General features: G+C 72.3%; 18 protein-coding genes. 8 read left to right on the forward strand and 10 right to left on the reverse strand.

Annotation, left to right across the window (positions count from 1 at the left end; all coding sequences use genetic code 11):
- Window positions 1-118 precede the first annotated feature (118 nt).
- The 5 genes from H7827_RS05745 to H7827_RS05765 form a co-directional block, all read right to left on the reverse strand.
- Complete coding sequence (locus tag H7827_RS05745; RefSeq protein ID WP_432743169.1) at window positions 119-832, reverse strand: GH12 family glycosyl hydrolase domain-containing protein; 714 nt, start codon at window positions 830-832, stop codon at window positions 119-121.
- Window positions 802-2844, reverse strand: a complete 2043-nt coding sequence (locus H7827_RS05750) for a beta-galactosidase (protein WP_432743171.1) — start codon at window positions 2842-2844, stop codon at window positions 802-804. Before H7827_RS05750 ends, H7827_RS05745 begins: the two co-directional genes overlap by 31 nt.
- Window positions 2845-2899: 55 nt before the next feature.
- Window positions 2900-3838 (reverse strand): carbohydrate ABC transporter permease, encoded by a 939-nt coding sequence (locus H7827_RS05755; protein ID WP_386537239.1) that lies wholly within the window; start codon window positions 3836-3838, stop codon window positions 2900-2902.
- Window positions 3835-4911: an ABC transporter permease gene (locus H7827_RS05760; RefSeq protein ID WP_386537242.1), complete on the reverse strand. Its 1077-nt coding sequence runs from the start codon at window positions 4909-4911 to the stop codon at window positions 3835-3837. The genes H7827_RS05755 and H7827_RS05760 overlap by 4 nt, the downstream gene beginning before the upstream one ends.
- A gap of 137 nt (window positions 4912-5048) precedes the next feature.
- Window positions 5049-6398 (reverse strand): extracellular solute-binding protein, encoded by a 1350-nt coding sequence (locus H7827_RS05765; RefSeq protein WP_386537245.1) that lies wholly within the window; start codon window positions 6396-6398, stop codon window positions 5049-5051.
- 637 nt (window positions 6399-7035) lie between these two features.
- On the opposite strand from H7827_RS05765, the gene H7827_RS05770 reads away from it, so the two are divergent.
- The 3 genes from H7827_RS05770 (at window position 7036) to H7827_RS05780 (ending at window position 12144) form a co-directional block, all read left to right on the forward strand.
- Entirely contained in the window at window positions 7036-9915 is a 2880-nt protein-coding gene (locus H7827_RS05770; RefSeq protein ID WP_432743174.1) for a glycoside hydrolase family 3 C-terminal domain-containing protein, read from the forward strand.
- A 26-nt stretch (window positions 9916-9941) separates the two neighbouring features.
- Window positions 9942-11006, forward strand: coding sequence for a TRM11 family SAM-dependent methyltransferase (locus H7827_RS05775; protein WP_386537251.1), 1065 nt, complete (start codon window positions 9942-9944; stop codon window positions 11004-11006).
- A 184-nt stretch (window positions 11007-11190) separates the two neighbouring features.
- A complete protein-coding gene (locus H7827_RS05780) occupies window positions 11191-12144 on the forward strand; it encodes an IS481 family transposase (protein WP_432743176.1) in 954 nt (317 codons plus the stop codon).
- On the opposite strand, the gene H7827_RS05785 is transcribed toward H7827_RS05780, so the two are convergent.
- Window positions 12141-13595 (reverse strand): aldehyde dehydrogenase family protein, encoded by a 1455-nt coding sequence (locus H7827_RS05785; protein ID WP_432743178.1) that lies wholly within the window; start codon window positions 13593-13595, stop codon window positions 12141-12143. The two genes, H7827_RS05780 and H7827_RS05785, sit on opposite strands and share 4 nt — an antisense overlap.
- A 217-nt stretch (window positions 13596-13812) precedes the next feature.
- Between H7827_RS05785 and H7827_RS05790 the strand changes: the two genes are divergently transcribed.
- Window positions 13813-15180 carry a M14 family metallopeptidase gene (locus tag H7827_RS05790; protein ID WP_432743180.1) on the forward strand — a complete coding sequence of 456 codons (1368 nt, stop codon included), beginning with the start codon at window positions 13813-13815 and terminating at the stop codon, window positions 15178-15180.
- A 103-nt stretch (window positions 15181-15283) separates the two neighbouring features.
- Here the strand turns inward: H7827_RS05790 and H7827_RS05795 are convergent, their stop codons facing one another.
- Both H7827_RS05795 and H7827_RS05800 read right to left on the reverse strand, forming a co-directional pair.
- Window positions 15284-16867, reverse strand: coding sequence for a PucR family transcriptional regulator (locus H7827_RS05795; protein WP_200363790.1), 1584 nt, complete (start codon window positions 16865-16867; stop codon window positions 15284-15286).
- 276 nt (window positions 16868-17143) lie between these two features.
- Window positions 17144-19516, reverse strand: coding sequence for an ATP-binding protein (locus tag H7827_RS05800; protein WP_432743182.1), 2373 nt, complete (start codon window positions 19514-19516; stop codon window positions 17144-17146).
- 252 nt (window positions 19517-19768) lie between these two features.
- Between H7827_RS05800 and gabT the strand changes: the two genes are divergently transcribed.
- The gene (gene gabT / locus H7827_RS05805; protein WP_432743184.1) at window positions 19769-21127 is read left to right on the forward strand and encodes a 4-aminobutyrate--2-oxoglutarate transaminase; all 1359 of its coding nucleotides are present in this window, start codon (window positions 19769-19771) and stop codon (window positions 21125-21127) included.
- A gap of 221 nt (window positions 21128-21348) precedes the next feature.
- On the opposite strand, the gene H7827_RS05810 is transcribed toward gabT, so the two are convergent.
- On the reverse strand, window positions 21349-21786 hold the full coding sequence (locus H7827_RS05810) for a hypothetical protein (RefSeq protein ID WP_375879269.1): 438 nt from the start codon (window positions 21784-21786) through the stop codon (window positions 21349-21351).
- A 203-nt stretch (window positions 21787-21989) separates the two neighbouring features.
- On the reverse strand, window positions 21990-23030 hold the full coding sequence (locus H7827_RS05815; RefSeq protein WP_432743186.1) for a hypothetical protein: 1041 nt from the start codon (window positions 23028-23030) through the stop codon (window positions 21990-21992).
- A 98-nt stretch (window positions 23031-23128) separates the two neighbouring features.
- On the opposite strand from H7827_RS05815, the gene H7827_RS05820 reads away from it, so the two are divergent.
- From H7827_RS05820 to H7827_RS05830, 3 genes are read left to right on the forward strand one after another with little or no spacing between them, the layout of a single operon-like run.
- Window positions 23129-24151, forward strand: coding sequence for an adenosine deaminase (locus H7827_RS05820; RefSeq protein WP_432743188.1), 1023 nt, complete (start codon window positions 23129-23131; stop codon window positions 24149-24151).
- The gene (locus tag H7827_RS05825; RefSeq protein ID WP_432743190.1) at window positions 24148-24840 is read left to right on the forward strand and encodes a glycerophosphodiester phosphodiesterase; all 693 of its coding nucleotides are present in this window, start codon (window positions 24148-24150) and stop codon (window positions 24838-24840) included. Before H7827_RS05820 ends, H7827_RS05825 begins: the two co-directional genes overlap by 4 nt.
- Before the next feature lie 57 nt (window positions 24841-24897).
- A complete protein-coding gene (locus H7827_RS05830) occupies window positions 24898-26265 on the forward strand; it encodes an SWIM zinc finger family protein (RefSeq protein ID WP_432743192.1) in 1368 nt (455 codons plus the stop codon).

A 26265-nucleotide genomic window follows, 5' to 3' on the forward strand; every position in this document is an offset into this window, starting at 1 on the left:
GAACAGGACGTGCGCGGGTCGCGGCCCGGCGCCGTCGTGGCGTCCCGCCGCGTGGGGCCCCGGGCGGCGGGCCCTGCCTCGCGTGGCCGCGCCGCCCGGGCGTGTGGTGCGGGGCGCGTCAGCTGTGGCTGACGCTGAACTGGTTGGTGCGGAAGGTCAGACCGCCCGAGGACGAGGTGATCTCGTAGCCGAACTGGACATCACCGATCACCTCGTTCTGGCTGATCCAGCCCTGGTCGGCGATCCAGCGCAGGATCGGCAGGATGTCCACCGTCCCGGAACCGGTGTTGCCGGTGCGCAGGAACGAGTACACGTTGTTGTGCCCGTTGCTGCCCCGGTAGATGTCCCAGGTGTGGCCACCCAGGCTCACCCGCGACTGGTAGCTGCCCAGTGGTCCGACGGGGCCGTACCAGTTGGTCCACAGCATGATCTCGTGGTCGTAGTTCTGGTCCCAGATGTCATAGGCGGTGTTGTACGCGCCCGCCTGCGGCACCGTGACGTTGAAGGTGCTGGTGAGCGAGTTCAGCTGGTCGAGCGGGCGGTTCACGATGCGCTTGGCGTTCGGGTAGGACTTGATGCCGCCGGTGTCGGGGTGGTTGGCGGTCACCGTCCAGTTGGAGGAGGAGTCGGCGGCGATGCACTGGCTGCCGCCTCCCGAGCCCCAGATGTTGTTGTAGACGATGTAGCCGTCCGGCGCCGTCCAGTTGCCCCACTGGTCGCAGGACTCCCAGACGGCCGCCGCCTGCGCCGTGGAGGCGCCGTAGCCGAAGAAGGTCAGAAACGCGACCAGCGGTGCCAGGACTAACGTGCGTGCTCTCCTTGCGTGCTGCATGTGCGGCTCCCTTGTGTCGGTGTGGGGGAAAGCACGGCCACCCCGTACCGCTCCAGCCGTACGTCGGCGGCGTGGGGGTGACCGGTGAGCAGATCGCTGTGCGGGACGTCCAGGGGCACGGTGATCGGCTCACGTGTGTGGTTGAGGAGGAACAGCAGCCCGCCGCGGCGGACGGCTTCCACCCCCTCGGGTGCGCCGGGCAGCGCGGGGGCGGTGCCGGCGGCTTCGGCGGCGCGGGCCAGCAGTGCGCGCAGGGCGGCGGGTTCGGGCAGCGTGGAGACGTACCGGGCGGTGCCCTCGCCGTAGGTGTGGCGGGTGAGCGCGGGGCGGCCGGACAGCTCGCCGGCGGCGTAGCACACCTCCGCCCGCGCTCCCGCGGGCGTCAGGTCCTCGCTCCACAGGCTGCCGGTGGTGCCGTCGTCCAGGGCGACGGTCTCCCCCGCCGCCAGCGGCCACCACTCCTCGATGGTGGCCAGGCCCAGGACGGCGCGCAGGCGCGCGTCGGTGCCGCCCTCCCGGATCCGGTCGTCGGGGTCGGCGACGCCGGTGAAGAAGCCGCACACGACGTGCCCGCCGCCGCGTACGTACGCCGCCAGGCCGTCCAGCGCGGTGTCCGAGAGCAGATACAGCTGCGGGATGACGACCAGCTTGTAGCCGCTGAGGTCGGCCTCGGGGTGGGCGAGGTCGGCGGTGAGGTTCTGCTGCCACAGCGCGTGGTGCCAGGTGGCGAGGATCGCGGGGTAGTCCAGCTCGGCCGAGGGCCGGCCCGGCTGGTTCGAGGCCCACCACGCGGGCCAGTCGTGCAGGATCGCGATCTCGGCGCTCACCCCCGTACCGGTGACACCGGCCAGCCGGTCCAGTTCCGCGCCCAGGTCACGGATGCGGCGGAAGGCGCGCGAGGTCTCGCCGGCGTGCGGCAGCATCGCGGAGTGGAACTTCTCGCTGCCCTGCCGCGAGGCGCGCCACTGGAAGAAGCACAGGGAGTCCGCGCCGCGCGCCACCGCCTGGAGCGACCACAGCCGCATCAGGCCCTCGCCCTTGGGCTTGTTGACGCCGCGGAAGTTGACGGCGGAGGCGGCCTGTTCCATCAGCATCCACGGGCCGCGGGCCTGGGAGCGGGTCAGGTCGGCGACCAGCGCGCCGTGCGCGGGGCCGGCCGGGTTCTCGCGGCCGACGGCGGGGTCGGGGTAGATGTCGACCGAGACGACATCCTCCTGCGCCGCCCAGCGCCAGCCGTCGAGACCGCTGAACAGCGGCATGAAGTTGGTGGTGACCGGGATGCCGGAAGGGCTGTGCGCCGCCACGACGTCGCGTTCCGCGGTGAAGCACTCCAGCAGCGCGTCGCTGGTGAAGCGGCGGAAGTCCAGCAGTTGAGCGGGGTTGTTGAGGTACTGGGCCCGGCGCGGCGGGATCAGCTCCTCCCAGGAGTCGTAGCGCTGGCTCCAGAAGGTGGTGCCCCAGGCGTCGTTCAGGGCGTCCAGGTCCTGGTAGCGCTCGCGCAGCCAGCGGCGGAAGTGCCGGGCGCTCTCGTCGCACCAGCAGTGGGTGCCGTACTCGTTGTTGATGTGCCACACGCGCAGGGCCGGGTGGTGGCCGTAGCGGCGGGCGAGGTCGGTGGTGATGCGCTGCGCGTACTCGCGGTACAGGGGCGAGGAGGCGCAGAACTGGTTGCGGGCGCCGTACCAGACGGTGGCGCCGTTCTCGTCCTGCGGCAGTGTCTCGGGGTGCCGGGCGCCCAGCCACGGGGGCGGGGACGCGGTCGGTGTGGCCAGCGCGACGCCGATGCGGGCGTCGTGCAGGAGGTCGAGGACCTCATCCAGCCATCCGAAGTTCCGCGCCCCCGGGCGGGGTTCGAGTGTCGCCCAGGAGAAGACGCCGACGGTGGCGAGATTGACTCCGGCCTCCTTCATCAACCGGATGTCCTCGCGCCAGATCTCGGGCGTCCACTGCTCGGGGTTGTAGTCCCCCCCGAACAGCAGTCGGCCCCGGGTGGCGTCGTTCAGCCCAGCCATCGAATCGATTCTCCTCACGACACAAAAAAATGCCCAGCCATCGCCGTACGCGCGTTCAGCCCTTGACGGCGCCGATGAGCATGCCCTTCTTGAAGTGCTTCTGAACGAACGGGGACAGCACCGCGACCGGGATCAGCGCCAGCACCATCACGGCTGTCTGCACCGCGATGCTCGGGATCTGGCCGGTACCGATGGCCGCCGACATGCCCATGGGACGTTCGCCCCTCACCACGATCTGCTGCAGGACGTTCTGCAGCGGCAGCTTCTCCTGATCGGTGATGTAGATGAAGGCGGCGAAGTAGTTGCCCCAGTACCCGACCGCGTAGAACAGCGCGATCACGGCCAGCACGGCGCGCGACAGCGGCAGCACGATCTGCCACAGGATGCGGAACTCGCCGGCGCCGTCGATGCGGGCGCTGTCGATCAGCTCGGTGCCGATGTTCATGAAGAACGCGCGCAGCACCAGGATGTTGAAGACGTTCACCGCCATCGGCAGGATGATCGCCGCGTAGCTGTTCATCAGGCCCAGGGTCTGGATGAGCAGATAGGAGGGGATGAGCCCGGCGCCGCCGAAGAACATCGTCAGCAGCAGGGTCATCAGCAGCGGCCGGTGCCACAGCGAGTTCATCCGGGACAGGCCGTACGCGGCGAGCACCGAGGTGGTCATCGAGAACAGCGTGCCGATCACGGTGATGCACACCGAGATCCACATGGCGTTGGCCACCTGACCGCCGCTGAGCAGTTCGCGGTAGGCGTCCAGGCTGATGCCGTCCGGGATGATTACCAGCCCGCCAGTCCGGGCAATCGTTTCTGCATCGGACAGGCTGGTGGCGACCACGATCCACAGGGGGAAGAGGATGGCGAGCAGGGCGATGGTGAGGATGGCGCCCTTGGCCGCCAGGCCGATCTGAGTCGGCGGTTCCTCCCATGACGGCCTGGTGCGCTTCCCCTTGGTCTCTTCGTCGTCGTCGACGAGAACACTGGCGTCACTCATTGCTTCTTGTACACCCCCTGCTCGCCCATCGCGTGGGCGACCCGGTTGGCTGCCAGGACCAGCGCCAGGGAGAAGATCCCCTTGACGATGCCGACGGCGGCCGCGTAGCTGAACTGATGGTTGGCGATGCCCCGGTCCCACACATAGGTATCGAGGACCTCGGAGGCTCCGACCCCGACCGCGGTGCGCTGGATGAGGAACTGTTCCATGCCCACGGTGAGCATGTTGCCGACCTGGAGGACCAGCAGCAGCGCGATCACCGGCCGCAGCGCGGGGAGGGTGATGTGCCAGATGCGGCGCCAGCGGTTCGCGCCGTCGACGGCTGCGGACTCGTACAGCTCCTGGTTGACCATGGACAGCGCCGCCAGGAAGACGATGATGCCCCAGCCGGCGTCCTTCCAGATCACCTGGAAGGTGATCAGCCACTTGAAGAAGCCGGGGTCGGTCATCAGGTCGAAGCCGTTGCCCCAGTCGTTGTCCCGCATGATCTGGGCGATCAGTCCGGCGCCGCCGAAGATCTGCTGGAAGACGGTGATCACCAGCACCCAGGAGAAGAAGTGCGGCAGATACAGCACCGCCTGGGCCCAGGCCCGCACCTTGTTGTGCAGGATGCTGTTGATCAGGATCGCCAGCCCGATGGGGATCGGGAAGAAGAACAGCAGCTGGAGCGCGGAGAAGACCAGGGTGTTCTCGACCGCGCCCCAGAAGTAGCGGTCGTTCACCATCGTCCGGAAGTGCTCCAGGCCCACCCAGGCGCTGTTCGCCATGGAGCTGAAGAAGCCGTCCCCGGCGTACGGGCTGAAGAACTGGAAGGCGATCACGTTCCCGGCGATCGGGATGTACGCGAAGACCATCAGCAGGCCGATGACCGGGAGGGTCATCAGGATCAGCGGATAGTCGCGGCGCAACCGGTTCCGCCAGGCCTCGGTGCCCCCGCGTGCCTGCGGCGGTCCGTCTCGGCGGCCTGCGGCGGCGCGCAGGACACCCGGCTTTCGGTGCTTCGTCGGCGGCGGAGCTTGTCCGCCGCCTCCTTCCCGCGGTTTGGGGGAACGCGGGACCGTGCTCTGTGACACGGCATTCTCCTTGTTTCACGCGACCGGCCCGGCCGGGCATGACGCGCCCGGCCGGGTGGCCGCCTGCTTATGTGGTGTGGAGTGGTAGTCGGGTCAGGGGTGGTGGTACGGGGGCGGCGAGGGGCACCTCGCCGCTGTCACGCGTCCGCGTTGTCCAGCAGTTCCTGGTACCAGTCGCGGAGCTGGTCGCCGCCGTTGCGCCGCCAGTCGGTGACGGCCTGCTGCATGTCCTTGATCGACTGGTTGCCTCGGACAACGTCGTCCTCCAGCGCCTCGAAGCGGTCGGCCAGGTTGGCGAAACGATCCGGCTCCTGCACCTGGCGGCCGTAGAACAGCGGTTCCTGCGCGAAGGGCAGCATGCGCTTCTGCCAGCTGGTCAGGTCCTGCACCATCTGCGGGGTGTCGGGGTAGGCGACGAACGAGCCCGGGGAACAGATGAAGACGTAGGTCTCGGGTGCGACCTGCTCCTCGCCCAGCGGGGTGCGCACCTGCACACCGTCCTCGACGGTGTAGTGGGTGCCCTCCAGACCGTAGTTGCGCATCCGCTGCTCGACGGTGCCGTACGGGGCGGCGCAGAAGTTGGCGATCTCCAGGGCTTCGCGGACACGGTCCGGGCTCAGGCTCTTGTTGATGAACGTCCACATGTTGGAGCCGTTGGCCCGCCACAGCACCGGGTCGCCGTCGGCGCCGAAGAAGTCGAAGGCGTTCATCCGGAAGTCCGGGTTGGCGGCCTGCTGTTCGGCGACCAGGTTGTGCCAGGTGCCCTCACCGTCGTTGAACATCAGGGACTCGCCGGCGGTGAAGCGGTTCTTGCTGTCGCCCTGGACGGCGACCGCGTCCGGGTGGACGACGCCCGCGTCGTACAGCTTGCGGGTCCACTCCAGGGCCTCGAGGAAGGCGTCCGTCTCGTAGCGGTTGACGAGCTTGCCGTCCACCATGGCGAAGTAGTTGGGCTTCTCCGGCAGCACACCGTGGATGACGAAGGCCGACCACTTCATGTCCTCGCAGGCCCACACCTGGTTCTTCGGCGAGGTGATGTCCTTGGCGAAGTCGATGAACTCCTGCGGGTCGGTCGGCGGGGTCCAGCCGTTCTCCTCGAAGATGTCCTGCCGGTAGTAGGGCACCACGCCGCCGACGGGCGCCATCGGCATCGGCAGACCGCGCAGCGCGCCGCCGAAGACCGAGGACTGCCAGGCTGCGGTGGGGATCGCCGCGAGGTTCGGGTAGTCGAGGACCTTGTCACCGGAGAGGTATTCACCCAGGTCCGCGAAACGGCTGGAGATGGCCTGGGGTATCTGGCCGCCCAGCTCCCAGCCGGGAACACACACCATGTCCGGGATGTCGCTCCCGGCCAGCACGGCGCCGAGCTTCTCGCCGTAGGTGTTGCCGTCCTGGGTCTGCCAGTTCATTTTGACGCCGATGGCCTCATCCATCGCCGTCCAGTACTCATTGCCGCTCCTGGGCGGAGTACCCCACAGCGGGGTCATGGCGGTGAATGTCCCACCGTTCCCCTTGGGGGTGGGAACGGAAACGCCGAGTTCCGCGGTGGGAATAAAGGTCGTGTATCCCGGGCTCGAGCCATTCTCACTCGCGATGTCCGGCTCAATCGCCGTATCCGACTGCCGATATGTCGGAAGTATGCTCTTCAGGTCCTCCTGCGAGGCCCGTCCCTCGCTTCCGCCACTCCCCCCGTCGGAGCCGCATGCCGCCAGCAGCGGCACACCCCCCACCGTCGCCGCCGCGGCGACCGCCGTGGAAGCGAGGAATTTTCTCCGACTTGGAGCGGAGCTTGAGTTCGGCATTCGTCAACCCTTCGTGGCTCTTTGCCATCACACGACCGTTGTGCGAGGTGGTCGAAGCGCTTCGATGTGGCGCCGACATTAAGACCCGTCAGCTAGGGGGCACAACCCCTGCTTCAAAGAAAGTTCGACTGTATTTCGACGAGCTGGGTAGCCTGTATCTTCTTGGGGTTCAGCAGTCGTTGCCAAGCCGTGTCTTGACAGGAGACCTGTCGGAAACACAGCATCGAAGCGCTTCGAACGTGTGGGAGAGCCGCCCCGTTACCGCGTTACCGTATCGGCCCGTGGCGCCGCCCCGATACCGCCGTCCCCAAGGGAATCACCTGTGACAGCCCATCAGCCGGCCTTCCGCAACCCCCAGCTGAGCGTCGCGGAACGGGTCACCGATCTGCTGGACCGGCTGACCCCGGCCGAGCGGCTCGCGATGCTCCATCAGTACGCCCCCGCCGTCGGACGACTGGCGGTTCCGGCCTTCCGCACCGGCCAGGAAGCCCTGCACGGCGTCGCCTGGATGGGACCGGCCACGGTCTTCCCGCAGGCGGTCGGGCTCGGCGCCACCTGGAACCCGGAGCTGGTGCGGCGCGTCGGCGAGGCGGTGGGCCGTGAGGTGCGGGCCATGCGGGCGCACGACGACCGGGTCGGGCTCAACGTCTGGTCCCCCACCGTCAACCTGCTGCGCCACCCGCTGTGGGGCCGCAACGAGGAGGGGTACGCGGAGGACCCGCACCTGACCTCGGCCATCGCCGTCGCGTACACCCGCGGGCTGCGCGGCGAGCACCCCGTGTACTGGCGTACCGCGCCGGTGCTCAAGCACTGGCTGGCGCACAACCACGAGGCCGACCGGGACACCGCCTCCACCTCGGTGCGGGCGCGGGTGCTGCACGAGTACGAGCTGCCCGCCTTCCGCGGTCCGGTGCGGGCCGGCTCGGTGGCCGGGGTGATGCCCGCGTACAACCTCGTCAACGGCCGTCCCAACCACCTCTCCCCGCTGCTGGCGGAGCACCTGCGCACCTGGAGCGAGCAGCCGCTGGTGGTCTGCTCGGACGCCGGCGCGCCGAGCAACATCGCCGGTTCCGAGGCGTACTACCCCAGCCACGAGGAGGGTCTGGCCGCCGCGCTGCGCGCCGGGGTGGACAGCTTCACCGATCACGGCGAGGACTCCGCGCCGTCGGTGGAGCGGCTCGGCGCCGCGCTGGAGCGCGGGCTGATCGGCCAGGACGACATCGACGAGGCGGCGCGCCGTCTGCTGGACATGCGGTTCCGGCTGAGCGACTTCGACCCCGGGCTCGACCCGTTCGCGGCGGAGGCGGCGTTCGACACCCCCGAGCACCGCGAGCTGGCGCGGGAGGCCGCCGAGCAGGCGGTCGTCCTGCTGAAGAACGACGGGCTGCTGCCGCTGCGTCCGGGGCTGCGGATCGCCGTGGTCGGCCTGCTGGCGGACGAGGTGAAGCTCGACTGGTACAGCGGGACGCTGCTGCGCGGGGTCAGCCCGCTGGCCGGGCTGCGCGAGCACCCGGCGGTGGGCTCGGTGACCTTCGCGGAGGGCACCGACCGGATCCGGCTGCGTACGGCGGAGGGCTGGGTGAGCGTGCCCGCCGCCGACCCGGAGGTCGCGGTCGGCGACCGGGCGGCGGCCGGGGCCCTTGACCCGGCGCTGATCGCGGGGCGCACCGACCTGGCGCCGCTGACGGTGACGGCCGGCTCCGACCCGGAGCAGGGGTCCGTGCTGGACCTGGTCGACTGGGGCGAGGGCGTGCTGACGCTGCGCGCCGCCGACGGACTGTACGTGTCGGTCGCCGAGGACGGACTGCTGCGGGCGTCGGCGGCGCAGCCCGGAGGCTGGGTGATCCAGGAGGTGTTCACCCTGGAGCCGCACACCGACGGGCAGCTGCTGCGGCACCGGGCGACCGGACGGCTGGTCGCGGTGACCCCGGGCGGGCTGAGTGTCGCGCCGGACGCCGGCGAGGGCGCGGTGTTCACCGTGGAGACGGTGCGGCGGGGCGTGGACGAGGTGGCCCGGGCGGCGGCGGACGCCGACGTGGTGGTCGTGGTGGCGGGCAACGACCCGCATCTGAACGGCCGCGAGACCGAGGACCGGCCCTCCCTGGCGCTGCCCCCGCAGCAGGAGGCGCTGTGGCAGGCGGCGCACGCCGCCAACGAGCGCACCGTGCTGGTGCTCTCCTCCTCCTACCCCTACGCGGTCGACGCCGCCGATGCCACGCTGCCCGCGCTGCTGTGGACGGCGCACGGCGGGCAGGCGGCCGGTACGGCGCTGGCCCGGGTACTGCTGGGCGACATCTCCCCCGCGGGGCGGCTGCCGCAGACCTGGTACGGGGCGGACGCCGAGCTGCCGGGCCCGCAGGACTACGACCTGATCGGCTCGCGCACCACGTATCTCTACTACGACGGCACGCCGCTGTATCCGTTCGGCCACGGGCTCTCGTACACGTCCTTCGGCTACGCGGACGCGTCGGTGCGGCAGGACGGCGAGACGCTGACCGCCGAGGTGACCGTCCGGAACACCGGCACGGTGGCCGGCGAGGAAGTGGTCCAGGTGTACGCGGTGGCCACCGCGCCGAGCGTGCCGCGCCCGCACCGGGCGCTGGTCGCCCACCGTCGGGTGGCGCTGGCGCCGGGCGAGGCGCGGCGGCTGACGTTCGAGGTGCCGCTGGCGGAGGCGCTGGGCTTCTGGGACGTGGCGCACGGGCGGTGGACGGTGGAGCCGGGCGGCTACGAGCTGCACATCGGCTCCTCCAGCCGGGACATCAGGGAGCGCACCCATCTGACGCTGGACGGCGAGCCGGTGCCGCCGCGCGCGGTGCGGGCGGCGGGTCTCGCGGCGGCGGACTTCGACGAGGCGGACGGCGTGGAGATCATCGATCTCTCCCGTTCGGCGGGCGACGCGGTGACCGCTGCCGGCGGGGCGCCCGGCCGGCTGCTGTTCCGGCGCTGCGACCTCGGGACGGGCGGCGGCCCGGCCGTCGTCACGGTGCGGGTGGCCCGCCAGGAGCCGGGTGAGGGCGTCCTCTCGCTGCGGGTTCCGGGGGCCGGGGGTGCGGAGCTGACGCTCGCGGTGCCCTCCACGGGCGACCGCTACGCGTACACCACGGTGCGCGGCGAGCTGCCCGTCCCGCCGGACGGGGTGGCGGACCTGGAGCTGACCGTGGGCGCCGGGGTGCGGGTGGACCGGCTGGAATTCGGCTGACGCCGCGGCGGCTAGACTCCGGCGCGATGAACGCGATGCACACCTACGGTTTCCTGCTGTTGCCCTCCCACAACCGGCTGTACGCGGCCGGCGCCGCCGACCTGGCGCGCGCCGAGCTGCTGGTCCTCAGCGACGCGGTGCTGGACGGCGCCGTGCGGGAGGTGGCCGCGGCCGAACTGGGCGGGGTGCCGTATGTGACGTTCCGCGCGCCGGAGCTGACCGCCGGGCAGCTTCGCCATGTGGCGAACCTGTCCTCCCTGTACGCGCTGTTCCTGATCGAGGGGGAGCCGGACGCTCCGGCGCTGCGCCCGGTGCCGGTGGAGCGACTCGACCGGTTCCCCAGTGATCTGATCACCATCCAGAAGTACCCGGGGAAGACCAATGAGGACTTCACCAAGCTGCTGCTGAATGTGACGGCGATGGCGTGCGACGCCCCGCAGCGGCTGCTCAGCGGCGGACTGCGGGTGCTCGACCCGCTGTGCGGGCGCGGCACCACGCTCAACCAGGCACTCATGTACGGCCTGGACTCCGCAGGGGTCGAGCAGGACGCGCGCAGCGTCGAGGCGTACGAGACCTTTCTGCGGCACTGGCTGAAGGCCGGCCGGCTCAAGCACCGCGCGGAGAGCGGGCAGGTCCGCCGGGACAAGCGGACGCTGGGGCGGCGGCTGTCGGTGGAGATCGGCGAGAACAAGGAGCTGTACAAGAAGGGGCAGTCGATCGGGCTGACCGTGGTGCAGGCGGACACGGTGGCCAGTGATCAGTTCTTCAGGCCCGGCTCGTTCGACCTGATCGTGACGGACGCGCCGTACGGGGTGCGGTACGGCAGCAGGACCCGCGGCGAGGGCGGCGGGCTGACCCGTTCCCCGCTGCCGCTGCTGAGCGAGGCGGTGCCGGTGTGGGCACGGCTGCTGCGCACCGGCGGCGCCATCGGCATCTCGTGGAACACCTATGGCGCCACCCGCGCGGAGCTGGCTGAGGTGCTGGCGGACGCGGGCTTCGAGGTGCGGGACACGGAGCCGTACCGGGGCTTCGAGCACCGGGTGGATCAGGCCATCACCCGGGACCTGATCGTGGCGCGGAAGACGGCCTGAGGACCACCTGAGCGGCGTCCGAGCGCCGGAACGCCCCGCGCCGTGGACGGCGGGGGCGTTCCGCTAGATGTACTGATCACAGAGGTTGGTGACGGGGTTCACGGTTGGTTGGTCTTGATATGGGTGAGGGCCTTCTGGCCTGGTGTGGATTGCGACATCTGCACCGGCGACCAGAAAGGCCCTCGTGCCTCACCGTAACGCGCCCCTGATCGAGACCGGCCGTCTGCGGCTTGCCCGCTGCATCGTGGATGACGGATGGCCTGTGCGCCGGGCCGCTGAACGCTTCCAGGTCTCACCCACCACCGCGGCACGGTGGGCGGCCCGCTACCGCGAACAGGGCGAGGGCGGGATGTGCGACCGGACCTCCCGGCCACACAGCAGCCCGCGCCGGACCCCGACCCGCACCGAACGCCGGATCATCCAGGTCCGCGTGGTGCGTCGGTGTTGGCCGGCACGGATTGCTCATCTGCTGCGACTGGTGCCCTCCACGGTCCACCGGGTCCTGACCCGTTACCGGCTGGCCCGGCTCACGCATCTGGACCGGGCCACCGGCCGCGTCATACGCCGCTACGAACGCGAACGGCCCGGCGAGCTCGTGCACGTCGACATCAAGAAACTCGGCAACATTCCCGACGGCGGCGGACACAAGGTCCTGGGCCGGCAAGCAGGCCGCAAGACCCGAGCGGGCGCCGGCTACAGCTATCTGCACACCGCCGTCGATGACCACTCCCGCCTCGCCTACAGCGAGATCCACACCGACGAGAGGAAAGACACCGCCGCCGCGTTCTGGCAACGCGCCCAGGCGTTCTTCGAGCAAGCCGGAATCACCGTCGAACGCGTCCTGACCGACAACGGGGCCTGTTACCGGTCCCACGACTGGCGCCAGGCCATGGCCCAGGCCGGGATCGCTCACAAGCGAACCCGCCCCTACCGGCCCCAGACCAACGGCAAGGTTGAGCGGCTGAACCGGACCTTGCTGGACGAGTGGGCCTACGCCCGCCCCTACCGGACCGAGCAGGAACGACGCGACGCGTTCCCGCAATGGCTGCACACCTACAATCACCACCGCAGACACACCGCCCTCGCAGACAAACCACCCGCCAGCCGCGCCCCCAACCTCACAGGGCAATACAGCTAGAGCTCGATGCCGGTGAGCACCATCACCCGCTCGTAGGTGTAGTCCTCCATGGCGTACCGCACGCCCTCGCGGCCGACGCCGGAGTCCTTGACGCCGCCGTAGGGCATCTGGTCGGCGCGGTAGGACGGGACGTCGCCGACGATCACGCCGCCGACCTGCAGGGCCCGGTGGGCGCGGAAGGCGGCGCGCAGGTCGTGGGTGAACAGGCCCGCCTGGAGGCCGTACCGCGAGTCGTTGGCGGCGGCGTAGGCGGCTTCCTCGTTCTCGACGGTGGTGACGGTCATCACCGGGCCGAAGATCTCCTCGTGGCTCACCAGGGCGTCGGCGGGGACGTCGGCGAGCACGGTGGGCGCGTAGCTGGCGCCTTCCCGGGTGCCGCCGGTGAGGACGGTGGCGCCGGCGTCCCTGGCCTGGTCGACCCAGGACTCCACGCGCCGGGCGGCGTCCTCGCTGACGAGCGGACCGACGTCGGTGGCGTCGTCCGCCGGGTCGCCGGTGACCAGGTTCCGTACGGCTTCGATCAGCCGGGGGAGCAGCCGGTCGTGCAGGGTGGCGTCGACGACGACGCGCTGCACGGAGATGCAGGACTGGCCGCCCTGGTAGTTGGAGAAGGTGGCGATGCGCTGGGCGGCCCAGTCCAGGTCGGCGTCGGAGGAGTAGTCACCGAGGACGATCGCCGCGCCGTTGCCGCCCAGTTCCAGGGTGACGCGCTTGCGCGGCACGGAGTCGCGGATGGACCAGCCGACCGGCGCGGAGCCGGTGAAGGAGATGATCGGCAGCCGCTCGTCGCGCACCAGGTCGGGCATGGCGTCGTTCGGCACCGGCAGCACGCTGAAGGCTCCGGCGGGCAGGTCAGTCTCGGCCAGCAGTTCGCCCAGCAGCAGCCCGGAGAGCGGGGTGGCGGGGGCGGGCTTGAGGATGATCGGCGCGCCGGCGGCGATGGCGGGGGCGACCTTGTGGGCGCACAGGTTCAGCGGGAAGTTGAAGGGCGCGATGCCGAGCACCGGGCCGTAGGGGATGCGGCGGGTGAGCGCGAGCCGGCCCTCGCCACCGGCGTCGGCGTCCAGTCGCTGGCCGGTGCCGCCGTTGAAGCGGCGCGCCTCGTCGGCGGCCCAGCGGAAGACGGAGCGGCAGCGGGCGACCTCGGTCCTGGCCCACTTGATGGGTTTGCCGTTCTCCGCGCTGATGAGCTGGGCGATCTCCTCGGCGCGTTCGGCGAGCCGGGCGCCGACGTGGTCGAGCGCGGCGGCGCGTACATGCGCGGGGGTGGCGGCGAACTCGGCGGCCACGGCGGCTGCGGCGGCCACCGCCGCCTCGGTCTGTTCGTGCGTGGGCACGCTCACCGTCGCCAGATGCCGACCGTCCCAGGGGGAGGTCACCTCCAGGGTGTCCGTACCGGTGGCCTGCTGCCCGGCCAGCCAGAACGCCTGGGTGGCAGTCGCTGTCGTCATCGCGGGTCCCGCCCTTCCGAAAGGGGTGGAATTGGGTGTCCGGGCTCCACCGTAGGGGTTCGGGCACTCCTGCTTACTTGTACGCCGCGTAGGGGTGGCTGTTTCCATTCTTACGCCTTGGCCGGGTGGGACCGGAAAGGCGTCATTGACCGGAGCATGCCATGTTCGGGACCATGGCGCCGCCCCCACCCGTCGCACTGGAGAACCCGGAGCTGCGATGCGCACACCGCGTGCACCACAGGAACCAGGCACCACCCGCCGCACCCGGCGAACCCGCAGGTACGGTGCGGCCGGCGCCGCCGTCCTGTCCCTGGCCCTGGCGCTCACCCTCGGCGCCCAGGCCACCGCCGTACCCGGCCCGGCCGCGACACCCGACCCGGCCCGCTCGGCGGATCCGGCCCTTCAGCAGATCCGGCAGTACGAGGTGGCCGGACTGCGGACGGCCCAGGACCGTACGGCGCTGGCCGGGACCGGCACGGCCATCGACGAGGTGCTGCACAGTTCGGTGCTGATCACCGCCGACGCCGGCGAGGCGGAGCGGCTGCGGAAGCTCGGCTACGAGCTGACCCCGCTCGCCGACACCGCCGAGGGCGCCGACTTCCAGGCCGCCGCGCCGTCCGACTACCACACCTACGCGTCGATGACGGCGGCCGTCAACGACACCGTGGCCCGTTATCCCGGCCTGGTCAGCAGCCGGGTGATCGGCCGCAGCCACGAGGGACGTGACATCGTCGCGGTCAAGGTCAGCGCCAACGTGGCCGTCGACGAGGACGAGCCGGAGATCCTGTTCACCCACAACCAGCACGCCCGCGAACATCTCACCGTCGAGATGGCGCTCTACACGCTGGACGAACTGACCTCCCAGTACGGGCGCGACGCCCGCGTCACCGAACTGCTGGACACCCGGGAGATCTGGCTGATCCCCTCGGTCAACCCGGACGGCAAGCACTACGACACGGAGTCCGGCGCGTTCCGTTCCTGGCGCAAGAACCGCCAGCCCAACTCCGGGTCCAGCTCGATCGGCACCGACCTCAACCGCAACTGGGACCACATGTGGGGCTGCTGCGGCGGCTCCTCGGGCAGCACGAGCAGCGCCACCTACCGGGGCGCGTCACCCGAGTCGGGGCCGGAGACCAGGGTGGTCGCCGACTTCGTCCGCAGCCGGGTGGTCGGCGGCGAGCAGCAGATCACCGCGCACATCGACTTCCACACCTACGGCGAGCTGATCCTGTGGCCCTACGGCTACACCTACGCGGACACCGCGGCGGGTCTGACGGCGGACGACCGGGACGCCTTCGTCGCGGTGGGGCGCGAGATGGCCGCGAGCAACGGGTACACGGCGCAGCAGTCCAGCGATCTGTACATCACCGACGGATCCATCAACGACTGGCTCTGGGCGGACCAGGGGATCTTCTCGTACACGTTCGAGATGTATCCGCGCGGTGCGAGCGGCGGTGGCTTCTACCCGCCGGGCAACGTGATCGACCGGGAGACCGCCCGCAACCGGGAGGCCGTGCTGATCCTGCTGGAGAACGCGGACTGCATGTACCGCTCGATCGGCAAGGAGTCCCAGTACTGCTCGTGACCGATCAGGGATGATCAGTAACGATCGTCCACTGGCAAATTCTGACCGGATCTGATGGGTCCCGGCGTCCCCCAGGGGAGGTCGGGACCCCGTCCGTACCGGCTCAGGCCCCGGTGGCCTTCAGCGCCAGCCACAGCTCCATCCGGACATCCGGATCATCCAGCGAGCGGTCCAGAATCTCCTCCACCCGGCGCATCCGGTAGCGCAGCGTGTGCCGGTGCACGCCCAGATCGCCGGCTGCCGCGTCCCACTGACCATGCCGGGACAGCCAGGCCCGCAGCGAGGCGACCAGATCGCCGCGGCCCTGCGCGTCATGGGCCCGCAGCGCCCGCAGCCGCCCCTCGGCGAAGGCCCGCACGGCGTCGTCCGCCAGCAGCGGCATGACGGAGCCGGCCGCCACGTCGTCGTGCTCCACCAGCGGGCGACCGCGCCGCCGCGCCACCACCAGGGCCGCCCTGGCCTGCTGGTAAGCGGTGTCCACGGTGGCGGGCCCGGTGGGCGCCGAAAGCCCGAGGATCACGGCCGGTCCCGGAGCCGCGGGCGGCAGCTCGGTGCGGGCGAACGCCGCCCCCGCCGCGACCGCGGCCCCGCCGTCCGCCGCCAGCACCACCAGCTGCTGGCCGTCCGCCAGCGCCAGCACGGCCTCCCCCGCCCGGGCGGCGGCGGACTCGATGGCCGCGCCCAGCTCGGTCAGCGCCTCCGGCTCCCCGCCCGTCTCGGCGGCCAGCAGCCGCAGCGGCGCGTCCAGCAGTCCCCCGTACAGATCGCCGGCCACCGCCCGGGCGTGATCCGGCTCGCCACTGAGCAGCATCCGCAGCACCGCGCCGCCCAGCCGCGCCTCGGCCGCCTGATACGCCTGGGACCGCTCGGTGACCAGCGTCAGCACCGCGACCGCCGACTGCACCGCGTAGCGCTCCGCGGTGCCCGGCGGCGCGGCGGTGCCGACCGCGAGCACCGCCCGCGCGCTGCGCCCCGAACCCACCGACTGCAATTCCACCCGGTCCTCCCCCGCCCCGCCGCCCGCGGCGTCCGGGCCGGCCTCGGGCGCGCAGGAGCACACCGCGCTGGCCGGGGCCGGGCGGTCGCGCAGCCGGATCACCTCCGGCGTCATCCGGGCGGCGCGGCGCGCGGCCCACGCCGGGGCCACGGCGGTGACGGCACCCGCCACGTCGTACAGCGCGACCCAGCCGTCCAGCTGCGCGGCGAGCCGGTCGAGCAGCGCCTGGCGCCCGCCGGGGGCCAGCGCCGCGCGGGTCAGCTCGCGCTGCGCGGCGAAGCCGGCGCCGACCGACCGGTACTGCTCGGCGGCGATGGCGGCGGAGACGAACTTGCCGATCGCGATGAACGGGGTACGCCGCGGCACCTCCAGCAGCGGCATCCGCACCTCCTGCACGGCCGCCAGCAGCTGCGGGGTGACCGCCGGATGGTGCACCCCGACGCCGAAGCCCAGACCCACCACCCCGGCGGCGCTCAGCCGGCGCACGTACTCCGTCATCTTCGCCGCGTCGTCGATGTCGAGTTTCAGCCCGGTGGTCAGCAGCAGCTCGCCGCCGTCGAGATAGGGCACCGGATCGGCCAGCTCGCTGGCGTGCGCCCAGCGGACCGGGACGTCCAGCCGGTCCTCCCCCGTGAGCACGCCCAATTTGAGCGCCGTGTGCTGAACGAGTGAGGAAAGCGTCGGGTACATGGACCACCTTGGGAGACCATCTGGATGACCGGGGAACGACACGCGCCGACATCACGGTACAGCGCTTGTCATATGCGCCAGGGATACCTTCGGCCATCCCCATCGGGACCCCCGGACGGATGGCCGCGCACGGGCCGCCGGACCACGGGGCCAGGGTGGACCGCGCCGGCGGCGCCGGGCGCAAAGGCACGGATCGGGGCCCCGGCACCGCCCCGCGGCGCCGGGCGAGGCAGCACAGCACCGCCGCTCCCGGCGGAGGTGCGGTCCGCGGCGCGCTCAGCCCAGCCGCACCAGCACCGGCGGCCCGGACTCCCCCGCCACCGTGGTCAGCGACAGCACCGCGTGCCGCGGCGGCACCCGGTGCGCCAGCTCGGAGGCCGACCAGCGTTCCCGCTCCACCCGCCGCACCGTCACCGACTCCGTGGTCGCGTCCCGCCCCGTGAACAGCTTGCGCACCCCGCGCGTGAACCGCCGCACCACGCCGCCGGTGCGGTCCGGGGTACTGGTCACGTCGCGGTCCTCCGTCCACGCCGTGCCCCAGGCCCGCGCGAAGTGTTCCGCGTCCCAGGTGGTGATCCCGGAGAACGCCATCCGGCAGCCCACCGCGCCCAGCAGCCCGCTGCGCAGCGCGGCGGGCACATCGTCCAGGGTGCGCAGCGAGAGCACCGCGCCCGCGTTCGCCGGGCGCAGATGGGTCAGCCCGCGCACCGTTCCGGGGGTGATCGCGGCGGTGGCGTCGTCCAGCACCAGAGCGGCGAACAGCGTACGGTCCGGCCGCGCGGTGACCGCCGCCGTGAACTGCGCCAGCAGCAGCCGCGTGATCACCCGCCCCGCCTCCGCGTGCCCGCTGGCCGGCAGATCGATCCGTACCCGCAGCGGGTGCTCCAGCGAGCTGAGCGAGAACGGCGGTGTGCGGCGCTCCGCCTCACCCTGCGAGAAACCGGCCCGGTCCAGCAGCGCCAGCTGGTCGGCGAGCCGGGGTCCGATGTCGTCGGGCCGCTGCGCCTGCCGGGCCCGGGCGTCCAGTTCGCGCTGCTGGTCCCACGCACCGGCCAGTCCCAGGTCCTCGCGCAGCGTGGCCAGCAGGGCCGGGGCGCCGTCGAGCATGGCGCGCAGCTCCGGTATGCCGGGGAAGTGCCCGTACGCCGCCTGGAAGGGGCCGATCAGCTGGGCCAGCGCGGCGGCGGCCGTACGCGGATCGCTCTCGCTGCCACCGATCAGCGCCTCCGCCAGCAGTGCCGCGGCCTCGTCGGTGTCAGCGGCCCCGCCGTACGGGTCGAGCACATGGGTGGAGCGGACGTCGCCGACCCGCACGATGATGTCGAAGGCGTCGTCGGGCCCCAGCGCGCTGCGCGCGGTGCCGACCGCCACCACCGCGGCCTGCCCGGTGAGCGCGTGCAGGCACAGCGCCTCGGTGACCGGCCGGATCACCCGTCCGGTCTTCCCGGAACCCGGCGGCCCCACGGCCAGGAGCGAGGTGCCCAGGACGGCGGGGTCCAGGGCGATCTCCTCGCCGCGCTGTTCGTACGGGTTGCGTTCCTCGTCCACGGCGCGGCCGATGCGCACCTGCCGGGTCAGCAGATCGTGCTGCGCCGTACGCACCGTCAGGTCACGGCTGCCGGAGGGGTGGACGAACGCGCCGGCCCCGTCGTCGAGCGCGGCGCGGGTGAACTGTTCGAGCGCGGTGGGCCGGGCACGCACCGCCTGCCAGGCGTGCTCGATGCGGGCGTAGTCCAGATCGCTCATGGCGCCCGAGCGCATCTCCTCGGCCAGCCGGTCCGCGGCGGGCACCGCGCCGGCCGCGCGCAGCTCGGACCACTCCGCCAGCCGCTCCCGCTCGCGCTCCCCCCGCGTCCCGGCGCCGTCCCCGCCCAGCCACGCCGGACGGTACCGCCGCGCGGTCGCGCCCCAGCCCCCCGCCCAGCCCAGGAGCAGCGCCAGCAGCAGCGCGTAGAGCGCGTAGTGGACGTTGTACGCGACGGTGTACGCCGTACTGTCGCCGTCCTCCCACCAGGAGTCGGGCACCACGGCGTACAGCGGTTCGAGCCAGAACGTCCACACACCGCGGAAACTGAGCGTCCACACCACGTACGCGGCGACCGCGGCGGCCGTCGCGCGCAGGACCACCGCGCGCTCCAGCGGCTCGGTGCCCGCGGGCAGGCCCAGCAGCCGCAGCAGGGCCGGCCGATGCCGCCGCCACAGCGCGGGGGCGTGGCCGAGCCGGCCGAACACGTAGGCCAGCAGGCACACGAACAGCACCTGGTAGGTGTGGATGACGCTGATCCCGCCGGTGCTCGGGCCCCAGGAGGCCGCGCCCGCCCAGTCCAGCGGCCAGTCGACCGCGCGCAGATAGCGGTTGTCGTACAGCGACCACACCAGCCATCCGGCGAGCAGCGCCAGCAGCGCGGTGCCGTGCAGTTCGCGATCGCCGAGCCGGTGCGGGTCCTGCGGCGGCTTGGGCACATGGCCCAGGCGCCAGATGCCGGCCCCGGCGGCCGGCCGCGGGGTGCGTACCCAGCGCACCAGCGGCGGGGCGGCCGGTTCGGCCTCTGGCGCCTGGCGGGGCCGCGGCGGGGCGCCGTGCGGCGGCACGGCGGGGGTACGCCGTACGTCGCCTCCCGCCGCCCGCCCGGTGCCGTCCGTACTCATCTCTCCCAAGCCCCCTGACCGGCCGGATGGCTGACTGTGCGTCGCCATCAATCTAATCGAGCACGTTGATCGCCGGGAACGCCGTCCGCACGGCGGATCCACGCCCCGGCCCCCGCCCCGGGCACCGCTGTCCATCACGGCCAAGTGGTCGGGGGAACTGCTACGTGGCGGTGCATGCCAGGCCCCGGCGGCTGGCCCTAGCCTGCACAGCAGAGCGAGAAAAGCAGCCCCTTCGTACCGAGGAGTGCGCACATGAGCAGCTTGACCGAACTGTCCGGCGGCCCCGCCCTGCGCCAGGAGCGGCGCGTCGTCACCGAGATTCCCGGGCCGCTGTCCCGGGAACTGATGGCCCGCAAGCAGGCCGCGGTCGCCAACGGCGTGGGCACCGTGCTCCCGGTGTTCGTGCGGCGGGCCGGCGGCGCCATCGTGGAGGACGTCGACGGCAACGCCCTGATCGACTTCGGCTCCGGCATCGCGGTCACCTCGGTGGGCAACAGCGCGGAGGCCGTGGTGCGCCGGGCCACCGAGCAGCTGACCCGGTTCACCCACACCTGCGCGATGGTCACCCCGTACGAGGGCTATGTGGAGGTGTGCGAGGAGCTGGCCCGGGTCACCCCCGGCGACCACCCGAAGAAGTCCGCGCTGTTCAACTCCGGGGCGGAGGCGGTGGAGAACGCCGTCAAGATCGCCCGCTACGCCACCAAGCGGCAGGCGGTGGTGGTCTTCGAGCACGGCTACCACGGCCGCACCAACCTCACCATGGCGCTCACCGCCAAGAACATGCCCTACAAGCAGGGCTTCGGGCCGTTCGCGCCGGAGATCTACCGGGTGCCGGTGGCGTACCCGTACCGCTGGCTGACCGGCCCCGAGAACTGCGCCGAGGAGGCCGCCGCCCAGGCCATCGACCTCATCAGCAAGGACATCGGCCCGGAGAACGTCGCGGCGATCCTCATCGAACCGCTGCAGGGCGAGGGCGGCTTCATCGAGCCCGCGAAGGGCTTCCTGCCGCGCATGGCCGGCTTCGCGAAGGAGCACGGCATCGTCTTCATCGCCGATGAGATCCAGTCCGGGTTCTGCCGCACCGGACAGTGGTTCGCCAGCGAGGACGAGGGCCTGGTCCCCGATCTGATCACCACCGCCAAGGGCATCGCCGGCGGGCTGCCGCTGGCGGCGGTCACCGGCCGCGCCGAGCTGATGGACGCCGCGCACACCGGCGGACTGGGCGGCACGTACGGCGGCAATCCGGTCGCCTGCGCCGCGGCGCTCGGCGCCATCGAGACCATGCGGGAACTGGATCTGCCGGCCCGCGCGCGGCGCATCGAGGAGATCATGAAGCCCCGGCTGCGCGCGCTGGCCGAGCGGTTCGGGCTGATCGGCGAGGTACGGGGGCGGGGCGCGATGCTCGCCATCGAACTGGTGCGGCCGGGCACCAAGGAGCCCGCGCCGCAGGCCACCGCGGCGGTGGCGGCGGCCTGCCACCGTGCGGGGCTGCTGGTGCTGACCACCGGCACCTACGGCAATGTGATGCGCTTCCTGCCGCCGCTGGTCATCGGCGAGGACCTGCTGAACGAGGGCCTGGACATCCTGGAGGGCGCCCTCGCCGAGCAGTGACGCGCTGCCCGGCCGCCGCGCCGGACATGGCAGGAGAGGGCGGGGGGTGTGCGGCCCGGCTTCGCGTGATGAAGAAGCTGGGTGGATGTGATGCGGATCCGGCGGCCCGGGGCGTGTGGCCGCCGCCGCTGTCGTACCGTTCACAGCGGTGGCGAGCCATCGACTCCCGCCTTCTTGGGACCGGTTCCGCCCGCCCCACACCCCCCGGGGCGTGCGGCCGGTCAATCGTTCCCCGCCGGGCGGCGCGCCCTGAGAGCCGCCGCCTCGTGCATCGCCAGTTCCAGGACCACCGGGTCGTTCAGCGTCCCCGATCCGTCCGGCAGCACCAGCCAGCGCACCCCGTGACCGGTCCGGCCCGGGTGCGGGACGGCGACCCAGCTGCCGCGCCCCGCGGCCCGTACCCCGGTGCCCAGCCAGCGGTCGGCGGTGCCCGGCGGCACGAAGAAGCCGATCCTGGCGTCCCCGTAGTCCGCGAGCACCGGGCCTGGGCGGCCCAGCAGCCCGGTGAGCACCTCCAGCGTGGGGTGCCCCAGCCCGCCGTCGAGGACCAGCAGATCCCATAACCGGCCGGCCGGGAGCAGCATCACCCCCAGGGGGTGGCGCTCCCATTCCCACCGGCAGGTCTCCGGATCGGGTGCCGCCGATGCCAGCCAGCGCATCGCGGACCTCACCCTGACTGTGCCGCTCACCGTGCTCTCCTTCCTGATGCTCCGGGGCCCCCGGGCGGGGGCCGTGCGGATCACCGGGTGAGAGTGGCGGGCGAGTGGATCCTTACACCGTTTCGCCGGGTTTTCGCGTGCTGTGCGTCACATCGCCCGAAGAGTTCGGTACGCGGCGTGAGCGAGGGCGGGGTGAGGGGCGGTCAGACGTCGGCGGTGTCCTCGTTGTCGCGGTCCCGTTCCCGCTCCCGTTCCCGCTCGCCGTCGCCGCTCTCCTCGCCGTCGCCGCCGGGCAGCGGCAGCCGCCAGTAGCCGAACGCGTAGTCCCGGCCCGGGGCGTAGTCCACCCCGAACTCGCCGGCGCCGGAGGGCACGGTGACGGTGTACCGGGCGGTCCAGCTCTGGCCAGGATCCAGACTGCCGGGGAGCGGTGTCTCCAGCCGTACGTCACGGCCGGGCAGTTCACGTTCACCGACCAGGACGTACAGTTCGGCGCCGCCCAGGCCCGCGGCGTCGCTGCCCTCGTTGCGCAGCCGCACCTCGACGGTGGCGATCGCCCCGCTGGCGGAGAGCTGCGGCTCGGGCATGGTCACGGTCAGGCCGTCCGCGAACCGGACCGTCACACCGGCCCCGGCCAGCAGTTCGGAGCCGGCCTCCGACTCCACCTCGATCACCTGGAGCAGATGACCGACCAGCAGCGCGGACAGCACGGCACCGATGGCCGACGCGCCCGCTCCCGTCCACAGGCCGCCGAGCGCCGCGCCGCGGTTGGTGGCGCCGCCGCCGCGTGCGCGGGCGGCACCCAGCACGCCCAGCACCAGGGCGAGGACGCCCAGGATCACGGCCAGCGGGCTGAGGTAGAACGTCCAGCAGACGGCGGCGGCGATCACCCCGAGGACCAGCGACGCGGTACCCAGGCCGTTGCGCGGCGGGCCCGGCGGCATCATGGCGTAGGGCGCCCCGTACGGCGCGTTCACGGCGTACGACGGCGGCCCGTACAGCCCCTGCCGCGGCAGGGGCACAGCGCCGGTGGCGGGCCCGGGGCCCGGCACCGGAGCGGGGGCCGGTACGGGTACGGGGGCCGGTACGACGCCCGCCGCGGGTGGCTGCGGCGGCGCCGCGGGCACGGCCCCGGGCGGGGAAACCGTCGCCGCGCCGCCCGGTGGCTCCCAGCCCGTTCCCCGCCCCGTGGGCCCGCTCTCCTCCGGTACCCGGAACGGGTCGGGCTCCTCCATCGTGGTCACACTTCCTCCCCTGAGTCCCCATACCCTATGGGCCGCCGCACCCGGCGAGGCCCCTGCCTACCATGAACGGGCCCCACCAGCCCGCACCGGAGGCCCCCTTGTCCGACCTGACCGCTTTCATCGCCCGGCTTCCCAAGGCTGAGCTGCATGTTCACCATGTGGGCTCAGCCTCTCCGCGTATCGTCGCGGAGCTGGCGGCCCGGCATCCCGATACCTCGGTCCCCAAGGATCCGGAGCTCCTCGCCGAGTACTTCACCTTCCGGGACTTCGCGCACTTCATCGAGGTGTACATCTCGGTCGTCGACCTGATCCGGGACGCCGAGGACATCCGGCTGCTGACCTACGAGGTCGCCCGGGACATGGCCGCCCAGCAGATCCGCTACGCCGAGCTGACGCTCACCCCCTACTCCTCCGTCATCCGCGACATCCCCGCCCCCGCGTACATGGAGGCCATCGAGGACGCCCGCGTCGCCGCCGAGCGCGACCTGGGTGTCGTGCTGCGCTGGTGCTTCGACATCCCCGGCGAACTGGGCCTGCCCGCCGCCGAGGAGACCGCCCGGCTGGCGACCGAACTCCCGCCGGACGGCCTGGTCTCCTTCGGCCTGGGCGGTCCGGAGAAGGGCTGGCCGCGCGGACTGTTCAAGCCGGCCTTCGACCGCGCCATCGCCACCGGGCTGCACAGCGTCCCGCACGCCGGGGAGAGCACCGGGCCGCAGACCGTCTGGGACGCCCTGACCGAGCTGCGCGCGGAGCGCATCGGGCACGGGAACAACGCCGTCCACGACCTCGCTCTGCTGGCGCACCTCGCGGAGCGCGGCATCCCGCTGGAGATCTGCCCCACCTCCGAGGTCGCCACCCGCTCGGTGTCCTCCATGGCGGAGCACCCCCTTCCGCAGCTGATCGACGCCGGGGTCACGGTGACCATCAACTCCGACGACCCGCCGATGTTCGGCACCGACCTGAACACGGAGTACGCGATCGCCGCGCGGCTGCTCGGCCTGGACGCGGCGGGGGTGGCGGCGCTGGCGAAGAACGCGGTGACCGCCTCCTTCCTCGACCCGGCCGGAAAGGCCGCCCTGGCGGCGGAGATCGACGCGCATCTGGCGGCGTGGCCCGCATGAGCACGGTTCTCGCGGTGGCCCACCGGGGCGACCCGTACCGCGCCCGGGAGAACACCGTCGCCTCCTTCCGGTCCGCGATCGCCGCGGGCGCGGACATGGTGGAACTGGACGTCAGACTGACGCGCGACGGCGTGCCGGTGGTGCTGCACGATGCGACCCTGGACCGGCTGTGGGGCCACGACCGCCCCGTCGCGGAGCTGACGGCCCAGCAGGTACGGGAACGGACCGCGGGCGGTGTCCCGACGCTCGCCGAGGTCCTGGCGGTCACGGCGCCGGTGCGCACCCTGATCGATCTGCCGATGCGCGACGCGGCGCCGGCCCGCGCGGCGGTGGCGGCGGTACGGGAGGCCGGCGCGGGCGAGCGGGTGAGCTACTGCGGCGATCCGGCCGCGCTCAAGGCGGTGCGAGCGGCGGACGAGGGGGCGGAGATCGGCCTCACCTGGAAGCGCACGGGCCCGCCCCGCCCCGCCGTGCTGAGCGACCTGCGCCCCGCCTGGCTGACGTACCGCTTCGGTCTGCTGGACCACGCGCTGGTGGAGCGGGCCCACGCGCGGGAGCTGCGGGTGATGGCCTGGACGGTGGACTCGCCGCGCGCCATGCGCCGCCTGCTGGCGATGGGCGTGGACGCCATCACGAGCAACCGCGTCACGGAACTGCGCCGCGTCCTCGGACCGTTGTCCGGGCACTGAGCCGAACCACCCTCGCCCCGGGCCGGATTGTCAGTGCCTGGCCCTACGGTTCGGGGCATGGTGGCGATGACTCATTCCTATCGGTATCTGCGGCCCTCGGCCGTCGACGCCCCCGCCCGCCGGGTCGGGCTGGCGACCTCGGGCGGGACGACCTCGCGCGGGCCACAGCCACATCCGCGGTTCTTCAGCGGAACGCTGACCCGTCCGGAGGCGGCGGCACGCGGCCTGCTGGCGGTCGCCGCGGTGGCACGCACCCGCTACTTCCGGCCATCTCTGGACGCGCTCCGCGACCCTGTGGTGACCTGCGACGGGCAGCGGCTGCGCTTCGAGTCGTTCTCGGCGTGCTGCGGAGTGCACGCCCGGCTGGACGTGCTGCCGGGCGGGCTGGACGGCGAGGTCCTGGACCGCGGCACCACCAATGTCGATGTGAACGACCCGCTGCGCGAGGCACTGGCCCGGGTGCGCGGCGAGGACCCGCTGCGGCTGTCCGTCGGCGCAGATGAGCTGACGGTGACCACGGCCGACGGCGCGGTGGTCGAGAAGAAGGTGCCCCTGCCGGAGCGCTGGCTGCGGGGGTTCGCCGAACTGCAGGTGATGTCCGCGCCGTTCGACCTGCGGGCCGAGCTGCCGGCGGCGGAGGCGGTGCGGCTGCTGCGGTCCTTGCCGGCCGGCACGCAGGTGCTGTGGATGGTGCCCGCCGGGCGGACCCTGCGCCGCTCGGCGCGGCCGGTGCCGGGCGCGGTGGCGCTGGCCGGGGCGCGGCGCCTCGAGGTGCTGGCGCCGCTGCTGCGCTTCGCGCGTGCGCTGCGGGTGTACGGCCCGACGGTGGGGGCGGGTTCGCTCCCGGTGGCCTCGGCCTGGGAGCTGGAGCTGCCCGGGATGCGGCTGGTGCTGACGCTCTCCCCCGAGGTCACGCGCGGTTTCAGCGGGGAGGGCGCGGTCCTCGACGCGCTCGCGGCGGACGAGGTCGAGGCGGACGCCGAGCTGATCGGCGCGCTGGTGGACTTCGAGCCCGCCGTGGACACCGGGGAGCTGGCGCGGCTGTCCGGGCTGCCGCTGCCCCGGGTGAAGGCGGCGCTGGGACAGCTGGGAACGGCCGGCCGGGTCGGCTACGACGTGGCGGAGGCGGCCTACTTCCACCGCGAGCTGCCGTACGACGCGGCGGGCGCGGAGCGGCTGAACCCCCGGCTGCGCGGGGCGCGGGCGCTGCTGGCGGACGACGTGGTGCGGCTCGCGGAGGGCGGCGACACCGCCACCATCGCCGTGCCGGACCACGTCCACCGGGTGCGGTTGTCCCCGCAGGGCGCGGCGCTGGGGTGCACCTGCCCCTGGTGGTCGCGGTACCGGGGGACGCGGGGCAAGTGCAAGCACGCGCTGGCGGCGGAGCTGAGGGCGCGGCGCGGGCGCGGTGGCGGGAACGACTGA

This window comes from Streptomyces sp. JH002 (assembly GCF_050916115.1).
Lineage (GTDB): Bacteria > Actinomycetota > Actinomycetes > Streptomycetales > Streptomycetaceae > Streptomyces > Streptomyces xiamenensis.